This window comes from Dyadobacter koreensis (assembly GCF_900108855.1).
Classification (GTDB): Bacteria; Bacteroidota; Bacteroidia; order Cytophagales; family Spirosomataceae; genus Dyadobacter; species Dyadobacter koreensis.
Genome location: NZ_FNXY01000011.1, coordinates 200,922 through 215,461, shown reverse-complemented (window position 1 = coordinate 215,461; position 14,540 = coordinate 200,922). Strand labels below are relative to the sequence as shown.

The following is a 14,540-nucleotide window of genomic DNA, read 5'->3' as shown; positions in this document are numbered from 1 at the left end:
TAACGTTAATACAATCCTCTGTATAAAGACCAATTTTTCAATGGCTTAGTTTTATGCGGCTTGGCATTATCTGGTCGTTTGAAAATTTTAAACGGCTATTTTTTCGTGCTTATACTCCAATTATTATTGGTTTGAGTATATCCTAAGTTAAGAATAAGCACTGCCCTAAATATGCGCAGCGGTTAAAAATTACTATCCACTGATAAATTAAGTAACATCATTCGAATTGTTTTTTGACCTTTTGCTGAATTTTTGCAATCCGGTCTGGAGAATTCGGACGCGTTCACCATATCATTTACTTCCACTGGTTAATTCCAACCAAAACGGCCTGCCCTCAATTTTCAAATTGGGGTGATCAGTGGCTCCGAATTCTTCACACCAGTGAACGGAACCGTTTCTTTTTCCAAACCTCAGCAGCAAAATCAGTATCTTAAAGTCGTCCGTGAAATAATGAGTGTCGAGCCAATGAGTGTTATTTATCGGGGTTTAATAAAAGTTCCATAGAAAAATCTTGGTAAAATAAATAAAAGCCAGTCTGTGACCGTAAAACTTGAGTGATATCCATACCGGGAGTATAGTGTTGTAAAAGCTCAACTGACTCAGATTTCCAATGATCCCAGACAAGGTAGTCTGTATGGGGGTTATGTCACCTTCTCGAATGGTCTAATTACGGTGCGAGGTAGAAAACTTCCTTATAGAAATGGACTTATGGGTTCTGCGGAAATTATTACTAAAGAACGAAGGCTAACGGATAAACTCTTTTCTGCCATACGGTTAACGGACTAGTAAACTGTTAAACTAACTATTTTATAAGAAAAAGACAGGATTTAGAAATGCTAAAATTTTCGTGATCTTATGAGAACTCTAAGCTAATTCAGGAGGATACTTGTGAGCGGAAATATTTGTTTAATTTCAAGACAAATAGTTGTACGAATGTAAGAAGCGATCTTAGTGGCTGTTTCAGAGAAGTTGCACGGAATTTTCCGATGGTGGGCTCTAGCATGCCCGGAAGCGCTGCGCATGTATCGTCAATCGTAAAAACTTTCCATACCTTTCTTTTTAGTTCTTAAGGTTTATAATGCCAGATGCACTGATCCGGGGATACCCGAGGCCTGAGCTGAAAGTTGCTAATCGTGCTGTAAATTTCTCCATCTCCGCTGGCCAGGACACGCAAATGCTACTCTCCGATTTCATCGACGGTAATGTCGGGAAAGGGTTCTAAAATTGAGGGGATCTGTTTTCCGATTAAAGAAAACCATAAATATCTTATTTCCTCTGTGTGAAAAATGCAGCTGTATAAATTAGACATTGAATTGGTTGTATGAATACAAAAGTGTCGATGCATCGGCCCGGCAGTAAAATCCGGGCAATTAGTATATAAATCTTCATGGATGATCTGATTCATTACTGTTTTAATGGGAATTGAAAATCACAAAAAGGGTCTGCATAAATGCACGGACCTTTTCACGCTCAAAACTACCAATAGCCTTCCTGTCGACGCCCAAGTAAACGAGACAGAACCAAGCTGGTCTTAAAGAACCACAATGAGAATAATTGCTTGACTGTCAGTAGAACTCAAAACGACAGTAACTTCCGAAATTTTACCAGGTCAAAAAGTCCTTCTTCCATGAAGCATTAAGTTGAATCGTTGGTAAATAATCGTTTAAAGTTTTGAAACGGTTACTTTTGTTTGCATGCTATCCGATTCATGTATTCTATGATGGCATTAAAGTGCTGCCATAGCGTGCAGCTCACTTTCAGGCTGCTTTCTGCAAGTACCTTACGCCGCAGTATTAGTCAAACTCTTTTTGGACCTTCTTTTGAAGGGAGGTTATCCGTTCAACCAGCCTCCTGCACTGCTGCTGCGACATCTGGTCAATGGTGTGAATGACTGCATTAGCGATCACGCGGCCCTGTTCATCGGTTTTAGGACCTTTGATTTTTACCTCTCTTGCTATGTCTTCCCACTCGGTTGAAAGCATATCAGAAAAGTATTTCGAAGTGATGATATTAAAATACCCGGCCTGAGCTTTCAGACTATCTTTCATTGCGCTAGAGTCGGCTGATAACTCACGGGCGAATTTGGAAAGCTCAATATGCACGAAAATATTTGACTTCTTCATGGTAACAAAGGAAGGTATAATGGAATATATAAAGCATAAGTCAGCGCCCCCTGCAATCTGATTGACTTGCAGTTACAAAATTACTCAATTGGTCTTTTTACAAATTCAAAGCACGTTAGAATGATGTCGAACAACGCCTAGAATTTTGACGATATCTCCCGATCGAAAAATAAGAAAACGTAAACTAGCCAATGAAAGAGTGTTTGCACCCCGCATCTTTGGGTTTCAAACTTTTTAGCCTGGCTGGGACATTTTTGGAAGCTACTTTTTTACCTGAGCAAAAGCAGACCCTTCCGGATCATACTGCACCAAACAGCTCACAACGTATTGGTTTACATTCACATATTTGAATCCGCCTTATTTTTTCGTTCTACGTAAATTTTTATCATGCTTACCCAGCCGAGCACCTGCCTTGTGGGTACAGACTCAAAGGCTTTTATTATTTTTGACTTATCATTCAAAATATGGCGTTTGTACAACAGAGGCGGGCGCTAGTCAGTGACAAAACCGAGCTTTCTCTGTCTTAAAAGAACTGTCGCATGTTTGCGACCAGTGTGTGTGGATAATGCATAAAGGATTGGAAAGATTTTCTAATCCTTTTTTGTATTGGTTTTGAAGTATTGCACGGGTCGGTTAGCCCAAGGGCGAAATTGCTTAATTTTAAATGCATGCCTGGATTAAATTTTTGAATAAAAAAGCCTTTACGCAGTAGGTCCGGCAGTTTTGAAAACTACATTGCATTTACTGATAATTACCACAAGCACCCGGTACCTATCCGGCTTAAGGACAAACCGGTCAATATCGTTAAAAATTCACACAGGATAGATCGTATTTACTTAAACATTGTTTGGATTTTTTGTCGTCATAATTCTACTACATTTTTGAAATGTTGTAGCCTGTTTTTAAAGACTATTATTCTAGATTTGAATAATTATTCTTTAGGTCCGAAGACTGAGGCATTGATGTCCGTAGCGCCGCGGCGCTACGGACATCAATGCCTCAGTCTGGATCATGGAAAAGTTGTCTTACCTACCCAACCATTTAACATATGACAAAAATTTTGATGTTGATAAAAAATGATCTTCTAAGTTTGGGCGTCGTTTCTTGCCTTCAGGCCAAAGTACAGGACGCAGATTTTTATCACGCAGATACCTGGGACAATCTGCAAACCATGCTAACGCAGGCAGACTTTAATCTTCTGATTATAGATAGCAATATTTCTGATTTCACAAATGTCACGACGCTACACCGGATACGCCGAAAGTTCCCGTCGCTAAAAACAATCGTGCTGGGCGATGAGGACCGAAACCCTGTGATGCTGGAATTTTTAAAAAAAGGCGTAGAAGGCGTTTGCATGAAATCAATTACGCAGCATGATTTTTTACATGCATATGCCACGATCATGCAAGGGAAAAAGTATCTTGATCACAACATGGCAGAATATCTGTTAACGGATCTGGCGGTTGAAAGCCGGATTGGAACACTTTCTGCAAGGGAATCACAGATCACGACGCTGCTCGTCCAGGGCCTCCGTACAGCTGACATTGCTAAACAATTAAATCTGGCTGTTTCCACCGTAAGTACGATCAAATTCAATATTTACCGCAAAATGTGCGTAAATAATGTTGTTGAGCTGGCTGGAAAAGTTGAGATTTCAAAGCCCCGCGCACAGTCTCCGTCCAATTACAAACCGTAATCGGCGAAAATACATGTGACCCGGCAAAACAGTTTAGGCGTTCAATTAGTATTAATAAACAATAATTTAAAAGCAGGAAAAGATCAATTGTTATTGTTTGCTGACTGGTCGCAAAGGAAGTTTCCACTTCCGTTTCGGCGTGATTTCTACCTTGGGATCCATTAACCGAATTATATGTGGAGAGAATGGTTCATGCTGCCAAAAGATTGCACGCCTGTCGTAACAGCAGCCCCTGTCCTCACCATTTTCCAAATCAGCAAGGTGCTGAAATCCCAGCCTGACCAGATTTTTCAATCAAACGATTTATCACTGCGGCTACGGATTTGATCACAAAGAACGGAAATGAACCACTGTTATTGGTTGCGCAAGCCTTTTTACGCATCGGCAGATTTGCCAGCAAACTAAACGTATCGCCAAAGCAGACTCGGCAGAAAATTCGAAGACAGGATCGGCCAGGTGCTCATTAAACTCCAAGAGGTTAAACTGGATGAGAACAGGTTCTTTACCTTTTCAGGAGAAATTGCCAATGTCTGATCAAATCGGTGATCTATTAAAAGAGCACCTTCCGGTTAGCCTTACGAAGCGGAAGTTTCCATCTATTAGGAAGGTAAGCCTGTTTCCGACATAGCATGCATGCCGGGAACCTTGAAAGCAAACCAGGTGTCTTCGGTGGTTAGCAACCTGCATGGACCTATACCAATAACTCTTTAATCGTCTGGCATTATTCAATTTACAGGAAAACCTTTCGATGGCAATGACATTTAGGAGCTTCTGAACGGTAAGAAGATAAAGTGACCGATGTGGTCTATTACAAAAATGCTAAAGATCTGTACGCCATACGAGAATAATTTTATAGAGCCATTGAAGATCTCATGCATCATACTCTGCCCAGCCGGCCGAGCGCACCCTTCGCTTTTGCTTTTCAAGCTGGGCCTTAACCCTTCCGAGCCTTTCTTAGCTTGAATGAAAAAAATGAACAACCTTGCAGGCTTCCTTCTTTCCTTGATAACAAATAAAAGGTAGTCATAAGGCATTGGATTTCGGTATAAACTGGAGCCTGGGAGAATCATTGAATGGATGCAATGAAGAGCTGCGAAGCCCCAGTTTCAGTAAGGCCTCATGCTCATCTCATCAAAATGTACGAAGATGGTAATGTAAACAGCAATAAAGGTAATCCTGAGCGACTATCGTCATAATTCTATGGAATTCAAGTTAAACTGCTATTACTTTTCAATAATGGATATTCTAGATTTGAATAATTTTTCCCGCCCTTAGCAAGATCATTCGAATGAAGATGATTATAAGCGTTTGCCGGCCGGTTCACCAAATCCTAAACCGTTTTTCTGACCTAATTAACCAATGACCAAAATAGCAATATTGATCACGAATGAGCTGCTGAGTCTGGGCGTTGCCACTACTATAAAAAGTACAGACAGTGAAGCAAACATCGTCAGGGTATCTTCATGGGAAAAACTTCAAGCACATTTGATGTTGAGTTCAGTTGATGTACTTTTCATTGACGGCGCTACTTGTAACGCTGGCGATGCAGCGGATTTTAAGAAAATCCGTAGCAAATATCTGAACTTGAAAATGATACTGTTGGCTGAAACCGGAGACAATCCGCTAACGCTTTTATTTTTGAAGATAGGAATAGAAGGGGTATTCCCGAAGTCAATCAGCGAAAATGATTTCCGACATGCTTATTCCACCGTACTGCTCGGTAAAAAGTTTTTGGACCCCTCGGTTGCTGAATTTCTATTAACCGGTTTGGCTGACCACCCCAGGATCAGCAAACTAACATTTAGGGAATCTCAGCTTGCCAATTTGCTAATCAAAGGGCTTCGCACTGCCGATATTGCAAAAAAGCTCGATATCGCTGTCTCTACTGTAAGCACAACCAAATTAAATATCTATAAAAAGATGGGGGTAGATAATATTGTAGACCTGGCTGCGAAGATTTCGCTGCACCAAAATCGTAATGAGCCAGAAACAGCGCATCCTGTAAACTAAAAGAACTTCCGCAATAGTCGTGTCATGAATGGATCCAGACATATTTACACACCAATACGAAGCAATCATTATGGAGTTTATTCGCGTTAGGCTTCAAAGTTCACAAAAAAACCAAATGTCAACTAACTTGTTTATTGTTAAACGATTTAGCCACTGAAGCGTTTGAGAATAAAAATGTCATAAATTTTGGTCACCCTTTTGTTGTTGGGTTTGATACACTCAACACGCCCGAATCGTTGAAAATAGTCAGTCAACAGCCAAATACGACAAGATGACTCCAAAGATTTACCACTTACTACAAATTCGTCCATAGAATTAATAAAATTCGGTTCATCTCGCTCACTATAACTCTATTAACAAAATGAATTATTCCTACAACGTCTGGTTTTAAAATGAATTATATTTGTGTCGTAGCAAATTAATAGGTGACAATCAACTCCTTGTAAACTTGCTTTCAACTTTCAACTAACACATACATTCACTATTATGAAAAAACATTACAATCTTACTATACAGCTTTTGCCTAATTCCTTCGCATGCAAAAAGCTTCTCCAAAATAACTCTTGTGTTACCGGCCTGAGGCCATAGCTTTTGTTTCCAGCAACTAGTCATTCGCTGATACGTATATAGACAAGTGTTAGCATGAAGTCTTATGCGCAAACCAGTCATGGATCAGTGTAATTGCTATGGAAAACCTGCAGCTTTGCATGACCCATGTCCGGGAAGTTATTTTTTCCCTTTAAGCAACATGGAAACTATCTAAGTTGCGTTGAAACAAATTGTTTTACACTATACACAACTAACGATACTTAAAAATTATTAAAAAGATTATGTCCAAAGAAAACTTTGCTACAGCGTAATCAATTAAAAAAACTATCGTATATACCCGCCAAAAATAAAATCTACACCACAGGTCTGACCCGAAGCGGGTAAATACAATACCTGGCTTTCTCGAAGCCAGTAATTGAAGCAATTTAACCAGCACAGACAGAAGGATTATTTCATCAACTGTAAATTATCATGAAAAAAGTAAAACAATTAGCAACAGTATTTGCACCAGCTATTCTTGTGGGATCCATGCTATTTAGCCCAAATCTTTTCGCTCAGGTGAAGATAGGTACAATCCCCACAATGATTGAAGCCAATTCAAATCTGGAAGTGGAAGCTACCAATGGCAAAAAAGTGATTGCCCATAAAGACAATGGTAGCGTAGTAATCGAAAATACGCCCTCTGGAGCGCCTGCGGATAGCATTATGACAATAGATGCGAACGGAAATGTCAGAAGAAGAAACATTAGTGCTATGCAAAGTAGTGCAAAAGCGAATCCGTACATAAAATCCCGGGGAACAATTACTGCCTGGTCACAGCAAGCTACATCGGTAAGCTATATTACCAAAGAGTCTGTGCAACAACAAGAGAATATTAGCTACACTCCTGCCACGGGAAAAATGACGATTGCAAAGCCTGGAATGTATCAAATTACTTCCTTTTCCACATGCTCTCAGGAACAATATTTAAACTATTCTCGACACTGTTCCTATATCGCTGTGAATGTTGTACAACAGAGTCAGGTTTGCAGCGCAAGCCCTGATGTATCTACTGTTGCCGTATCAAACTCTGATGTGTTTTCACTTAATGCAGGAGATAAAATTAAAGTTGGAATAGGTACCGCTTCTACTCAGGGCTATTATCATACCTGGGAATATCTGGTGAGCATGTACAAAGTATATTGATAAGAAGTGACCAATTATCAATATACTACTGAAAAACCGTATGAAAATCTGTCAATCCTAAAATAACCTGTTTTCTTCGGATGCGCATTATGGAACGCATAACCGCTTGATTGACTCTTTTGAGAAAAGTAATCGATTGGTTCTTCTATGGTAGCACACCCGGGTAAAACAAACGAATGATCAAGGATCATTGCTAATGATATAAATTCAATTATCCATTTTTAAACCATAACAATAAATATGATTCAGAAACCATTACAATTGCTGAAAACAGCATTATTTACAACTGCTTTGCTTTTCGGCACCTCTACAGCTTTCGCGCAGGTGAAGGTAGGAACGAATCCAACGGTAATTGACCCAGCCAACAATCTGGAGGTAGAATCTTCTACGGCTGGCAACAAAGTAAGTATCAATAAAACAACAGGGAAAGTGACTATTGCTGATGGAACACAAGCCAGTGGCAATATTTTCACTTCGGATGCTAATGGGGTTGGTAGCTGGCTTCCGAATATTCCAACAGCGGTCGTTGCTACATCAGTAATAAACGACCATATGGTTCTCCAAGCAGGAGCTCTTACCACTTTGTTGTTTCCAAATGTTACTCTTAATAGAGGTGGGAATTTCAATGTATCAACAAGCGTCTTTACAGCGCCATCTCCAGGCCTTTATCTTGCTTCGGCTAGTGTTACCTTCTTACCAATCAATGTCACTAATCAAATAGGTATCTACTTATATAAAGGTAGTACTTCGGCACAAGTACTGTATCAAAATGGTAATGCCATTCCAAATACTTTTCACCTGGGAAGTGGATCTTTTATGATTTTCCTTAATCAGGGAGAAACTTTAAGTTTCCGTGCTAATTCAAATGTTACAATGTCTGTCGATGCAAACTGCTCAATTGTTAAACTTTCAAATTAATGGCAAATACTCAGTTAGCCATGACAACCAATTGATTTTACTAAATAATACACACAATTACAAATAGGTATCCAAATGAAACACAAATACACACCCAGCTCCAGAAGAAAGGACTGGATTCAGATCAGTATCCTAGCCATCTTGCTGGGATTGGCCACCCAATTACGCGCCCAGGAAGGAACCCAAGGTAACACCACTGTCTTCGGCGGCGCTCAAATGACCTTTTTTGGCAATCATAATTTTGTAACAGGTGGTGGTGGCGCGCAGCCAGGTGTAATACTTACCGAGCGTGCTACTGGTAATTTTGGAATTCTCAGCTTTTCAGGTGATAATCTGACTTCCACAGGAATCTCGAACACGGGATATGTAGATGGTTATGTAAAAAAATACGGCGCGGGACAATTCATCTTCCCAGTAGGTGACAATGGAAATGACGGTCCGTTTGCAGCATCAGCAGATGGAACTATGGGAGCATATTTTCGTGCCAATCCAGCAACTGCTATAACAAGCAATCTCTTCACAGGCGGCAATTATCCGGTACTTCCTAGTGGAGGGCCTTTCCCAACAGGTATGACAACCAGAGGGCCAGGAATCAAAGCGGTAAGTAACGTTGAATACTGGGACATCGACGGCGCTAATGCCACGCCTATTACGCTTACCTGGGATGCAGGCAGCAATGTGGCTACCCTGACCGCAAGTGTGCTGTCTTCCTTAACGATCGTAGGCTGGAACGGACAAGCCTGGGTACGAATCCCTTCGACCGTGGATGCTACTTCTATACTGGGTGGGACCAGCGCTGTAAACAGTGGATCGATTACGACCACTGCTCCTATTGTGCCGGATACATACCTTGCTTATACACTGGCCGGTCTTGGCCCCGATCTTACACCACGTATTACGGTAGTCCCAGGTAGTACACATGGTATCCAAGTTTTGGAAGTACTGGTAGCAGTACAGGAAGTAGGTTCTGTTGTAGCGAGTACCGGACAGATTACCGTTAGAGTAGCCAAAAGTCCACTGCTTTCTAATTTTATCTGGAACCAGGCCCAGACTACTGCACCTTCCAATGGTAATATTTCCGTGCAGAACAACATCTGGACTTCTTCACAGGATGCTAATTATTATATTTTCACTACTACTACATCCATTCCAAGAGCCAGCCAGAGAAGGCTTGTTTTCTATCTAACGATGAATCCAGGTGGTGGAGACGGAAGTTTCCCATTGCCGGTTACCATTCCTGCCGGCCAGGGTGGCGGCGAAGTAAACCTTCTTAACAACCAGGACACAGATATAATTCAGTTTTTTGCTAACTAAAAACCAAATAATATATTATCATGAAAAACGTTCTAACCATTTTTCTGACAGCCTTTTTGTTTGCATCAGTGGCTTTCAAAGCCAACGCGCAAGCAATTGATATGGCCTTACAAACCGCTACGGTTAATCCTTCGCCAGGGGTTTATCCCGGAGCTAGCAATATCAGTTTCAAAGTCATTGCAGAAATCCTGGATCAGCCTTTGAGCAGTGATGACCTGGGTATCAGTTACGCAACTATTTCTATATCACTCAGCAATTTACAAGGTAGTGCAGCGAACCTGCCTACGGGTCCTGGTGCTGATCTTTTTAACTGGACGTACGATCCCGTTCTAAACAGCTACAGAGGGTCTTCAAAAGATGTGACTATGCCAGCTGATATCCCTCTTGAAATTAATATTACAAATCTGCCTACTATTCAAGTCAGCGCATCCAATAATACAGGTTTCATTGCCAACCTGACACCTCCAGGCGATTTGCTGGCGAGCGAAGCAGTTGATGATGCGGTATCGTTTTATACCAATACTGTACTGCCTGTAACGCTGGTTTCTTTTACTGTTCAAAAAGAAGGACAAACTGCACAACTTAAATGGGCCACCACCGAGGAAACCAACAGCGATTATTTTGAGATCCAGCATAGCGTAAGCGGTAAAGAATGGGCAAAGATAGGTCAGGTCGCTTCAAGTGGTGAAAGTTCTTCACTAAAAAATTATACATTCAATCACGGAAATCCATTAAATGGAGAAAACCTGTACCGCCTGAAAATGGTAGACAAAGACCAGACCTTTGCTTACAGCCGTATTCAAAGTGCAAAATTTGCAGGACTAACCGAAGGCGACCTGTCAGTCTATCCAAACCCAACGGTGGATGTATTAAAAATCCGCGATTTTAGCCAGGTAACAAAAGTTTTGATCTATGATATGAACGGAAGAGCAGTTATTGAATCGGGTGTAAGCAACACCGGAGAGATCAGCGTACGCAATCTGGCCTCAGGTATATACTTGGTACGCGTTAACCGCTCAAACGGACTTACGTCTTCTCAGAAGATTGTTGTAGGAAAATAAAAATGATAATTTCGGTCATAGCACCTTTCCGACGTATCTCTGGAAAGTTACTACCCCGATACAAGGTTACCTGGATGCGCTTTCAAACCTTATCGCCTTTGCATTGGTGTATACTTTGCTAGTATTATAAATATGTATAGATGCGTAAATCCATGTATTAATGCTTTATATACTTCAAGGCATAAGCGTCTGCAATCTGATACCAGCATTATACTCTGTTCATACAGAAAAAAGAAGGGTTTGAATAGCATAAAAAAGGTTTATTATACTACGATAAATCTGTTTCATAATCTTGGGAAAGCCTGCGCTAGTCAGGCAGTGCTTTCTCAGGATTATTCCAAGTGATTTAATCATCATGCACACATTATTACAAGATACCTACCTCACATCAAATCTATTCTATGGCACATACTTTACTCAGACGTATGATTTATGGTGCTGTGTTGGGCTGGTGTGCTGTATTGACCACCTGTTTTGGTGCCGATGGGCCGGAGACGACCGGGATTAGCATATTCGACACCCTTTTTATTGCGAATAACACATCTCTTAGTATTCATGGCAATGTATACCTGAACCAGGCGCATGTACTAGGTAAAGGGAATCTTGTAGTACAGGGTGAAAGCCAGAGCAAGATTATATCAGACCATAGCGAGGTAAACAACCTTGAAATTATTACCCATGGCATATTAAGGCTGGAAGGCGAATTAAGGGTAAACCATTCATTGAGTGTACAGTCCGGCATTCTTGATCTGTCAGCCGGAAAACTGCATGTGTCCGACAGTACGAAAGTCAGACTGCTCAACGGGGCCGTTCTTCAGGGTGATACCCGAATTGCTGACTTACCCAGGCAAAGCGGAAAACATCCATCAGTTAATTTTGCTGCAAAAGCTATTCTGACAAATTTTTACAAGGCAGACAAGCTATCTACATCGACAATGCAGCAGCAATATCTTCCTGTAACACAACATAAATGGCAGGTTTCTAAGGATGTAGCATCCGTACCTCCGGAAAGAAATATGGTTTCCCAGGGCGTTCTTTTTAATTCAAAAAACATTTATTCTTAATCAGACTATATCATGAAATCTATATTTAAAAAATCAATCATCGTTGCAGCTTTTTTATTCGGAGCTTCCCATCTTTCAAACGCACAAGTGAAAATTGGCTCTAGTCCTACGACTATTGGTGCCAACCGAAACCTTGAGGTGGAAGCCGGTGGTGGTCAAAAAGTCTATATTGATAAAACAGACGGAACTTTTACAATAGAAAATACTCCAGCTTCGACCAACACTGCTGATAAAGCAATAGGTGTTGATCCAACCGGAAAGGTGATAACCATATCTAATAATGCAGTTCCCTCGGCTCCTCATTTGAGGTTTGAAGGTGACTTCTGGACTTATACAAACGTACCTTCTAATCCTACCATTGCAATAAACCATAATACTTCCCTGGTAAACGGAGGGATAACCTACACACCTGCTACCGGTGTAGTTTCAATTACATCACCTTCAGCAGCAGGAGTATACTTTATGTCAGCTTCGGTGACGGGAGCAACGCAGGCGAATACTACCCAAAATGATGTGTGCCTTTTCTTTTATGCTGATGGTCAAAGTGCTCAATCTGTATGCTCGAGGACAACCGGACCAAGTGGTGCAATACTGGCGGGAGGAACAGCTACGATTTCCGGGCTATTCAGGCTCAATGCCGGTGTGAACTATACTTTAAGAATCACAACTGCATCCGCTAACAATGTTTTGGCACCGTATCCAATGGCCGTCAGCTTTTATAAAATGAGCAACTGATTCGAGTCAGTGAATAAGAAGAAGAGGCTTAACGAGCTAAGCTCAATGCGCCATAAAAAGTAGTATTGCCGGCAAATTATCCCATTGTCTATTTATTTTGTTTCAAAATTAATCAATAAAATATCATGAAATCCATATTTAAAAAATCAATCATCGCTGCAGCCTTTTTATTCGGAGCTGTTGGTATTTCTAATGCACAGGTAAAAGTGGGTAATAATCCTACTTTTATTAATCCTTCTGCTGCTTTGGAAATAGAAACTACAAATAAAGGTTTTCTGCCGCCGCGAATAGCCCTGACAAGTACCACTGATATTACAACTATTCCCTCGCCGGCTGTAGGGTTACTAGTCTATAATACGGCCAATGCTGGAACAGGTGCTACAAAAGTTACGGCCAACACCATGTATACCTGGAACGGACAAAGCTGGGCTGCCATCCAAGCAACGCTGGGAGGTAGCAAGGCATTAGCCTATGCGGTTGCTAAGTCATCTCCTATCAGTGCAAATACAGTCAATGAAACCACAGTTTGTCTTGGAGATCTTTGTGTACGATATCTTCCCACATCAGCTACTGGGGGGCAGTTACAAATAAAAGTAAGTACTGCCGGAGGGTCTTTTGTAGGTTATACCACATTAATTTACGGTGGTGGTGGTTGTAATCCTTGTACTGTCTATAACAATAATTTGCAAGCAGCTCAAGATACTTGGGTGACCACTTCGGCTGGGGCCAATGCTGATCTTCGAGATTTTGCAAATGGTAATATCGCTCTTTACAATTCACAAAAATTATACAGATATTCACTAGTTGCGAATGGCAATATGCCTGCAAATGGAGGGATATTTGCTGCAGCATCTGCGGTGTCTGTGTTTTTGGAGGAAATACAATAAAATAGTTGATATCTCAAGAGCTTTAATCCATGCTCTTTTGACATTAATATACTTGGGTATGTTAGAAATCAATTCATATACAGAACATTTAACAAGAGTGTAAGCGCAGTAGTGTGTCTACGCTTCAACAGAAGTATGCGCGGCTGCATATTTCTGTTGAAGCGTAGACTATTCAGCGCAATATGTCTATTCAAATAAACTCAACCCATTCGTTCAATTCAAAATCTCAGGACGTGCTATGAAATTCTTTTTTAATAAAATTTTATTCTTATCTCTATTGTTGCTGGCGTAGGGTTAATTTTGCAATTGCCCAGGTAAAAATCGGAGCGAATCCCACTGCACTCGGCGCCAATAGTGCACTAGAAATAGAAGCTACCAACGGGAACAAGTTTAGCATCGATAAAAATAATGGGCAGGTTACCATTCTGGATGGCACGCAGGGAGTTGGTAAAGTCCTCACTTCTGATGCCGACGGAAACGCAAACTGGAAAAACCTGTCTGAAGTCAAGGTACCTACCGTCGTTTTTGTAGGAAACTCTGATGTGCTAACTGTGGTTACTGCCGCGGGTAATGGCGCGGTTACTTCCAGGGCCCCCGTCGTACCTGCCCCAGGCTATGCAGCCAACTGGAACGCGGCGACAAAGGCATGGACAGTACCGGTAGCCGGCTATTACAAAACAGAATTTGTATCACGGTGCAGCACTTCCTCGGCTGCCGATGGCTCGGCAATCATGATGCTGCGAACCAAATTAAGTCCTTCTGTAAACGAACCATTCACAACAGCTTCACCCGGTGTAAAAACACTGATGGAGACCGCCTATTACAATGCAGGAGACCAGGTATATGCCCACATGTGGTCCAGCTCTATGGGAACCAGCCATATTTATGGCAGCAATTTGAACATTACCTACATTCCCTAAACTCCTGAAACACTACAATCAGAAGCTGTCAGCGGTTTACTGGCATCGATAACACTGGTTCATTCCTTTTAAATACAT

11 protein-coding genes are annotated in these 14,540 nt (G+C 41.2%); 10 read left to right on the top strand and 1 reads right to left on the bottom strand.

Annotated elements, in window-relative coordinates; translation table 11 throughout:
* Positions 1–1,793: 1,793 nt before the first annotated feature.
* Positions 1,794–2,123, bottom strand: a complete 330-nt coding sequence (locus BMY70_RS29430; protein ID WP_090341878.1) for a hypothetical protein — start codon at positions 2,121–2,123, stop codon at positions 1,794–1,796.
* Positions 2,124–3,171: 1,048 nt separating this feature from the next.
* Here BMY70_RS29430 and BMY70_RS29425 point away from each other — a divergent pair.
* The 10 genes from BMY70_RS29425 to BMY70_RS29375 all read left to right on the top strand — a co-directional run bounded on the left by BMY70_RS29425 (position 3,172) and on the right by BMY70_RS29375 (position 14,462).
* Positions 3,172–3,819 carry a LuxR C-terminal-related transcriptional regulator gene (locus tag BMY70_RS29425; RefSeq protein WP_090341876.1) on the top strand — a complete coding sequence of 216 codons (648 nt, stop codon included), beginning with the start codon at positions 3,172–3,174 and terminating at the stop codon, positions 3,817–3,819.
* 1,359 nt (positions 3,820–5,178) lie between these two features.
* On the top strand, positions 5,179–5,829 hold the full coding sequence (locus BMY70_RS29415; protein ID WP_090341872.1) for a LuxR C-terminal-related transcriptional regulator: 651 nt from the start codon (positions 5,179–5,181) through the stop codon (positions 5,827–5,829).
* Positions 5,830–6,849: 1,020 nt separating this feature from the next.
* A complete protein-coding gene (locus BMY70_RS29410; protein WP_090341869.1) occupies positions 6,850–7,563 on the top strand; it encodes a hypothetical protein in 714 nt (237 codons plus the stop codon).
* Between the two features lie 240 nt (positions 7,564–7,803).
* Positions 7,804–8,481 (top strand): C1q-like domain-containing protein, encoded by a 678-nt coding sequence (locus BMY70_RS29405; protein ID WP_090341866.1) that lies wholly within the window; start codon positions 7,804–7,806, stop codon positions 8,479–8,481.
* A gap of 75 nt (positions 8,482–8,556) precedes the next feature.
* A complete protein-coding gene (locus BMY70_RS31415) occupies positions 8,557–9,795 on the top strand; it encodes a hypothetical protein (protein WP_229209824.1) in 1,239 nt (412 codons plus the stop codon).
* A 20-nt stretch (positions 9,796–9,815) separates the two neighbouring features.
* Positions 9,816–10,856 (top strand): T9SS type A sorting domain-containing protein, encoded by a 1,041-nt coding sequence (locus BMY70_RS29395; protein ID WP_090341864.1) that lies wholly within the window; start codon positions 9,816–9,818, stop codon positions 10,854–10,856.
* 401 nt (positions 10,857–11,257) lie between these two features.
* A complete protein-coding gene (locus BMY70_RS29390; RefSeq protein ID WP_143072173.1) occupies positions 11,258–11,920 on the top strand; it encodes a hypothetical protein in 663 nt (220 codons plus the stop codon).
* 12 nt (positions 11,921–11,932) lie between these two features.
* Complete coding sequence (locus BMY70_RS29385; protein ID WP_090341857.1) at positions 11,933–12,655, top strand: complement C1q domain-containing protein; 723 nt, start codon at positions 11,933–11,935, stop codon at positions 12,653–12,655.
* A gap of 125 nt (positions 12,656–12,780) precedes the next feature.
* Positions 12,781–13,542: a phage tail-like protein gene (locus tag BMY70_RS29380; protein ID WP_090341856.1), complete on the top strand. Its 762-nt coding sequence runs from the start codon at positions 12,781–12,783 to the stop codon at positions 13,540–13,542.
* Between the two features lie 551 nt (positions 13,543–14,093).
* Positions 14,094–14,462, top strand: coding sequence for a hypothetical protein (locus BMY70_RS29375; RefSeq protein ID WP_090341854.1), 369 nt, complete (start codon positions 14,094–14,096; stop codon positions 14,460–14,462).
* Positions 14,463–14,540 lie beyond the last annotated feature (78 nt).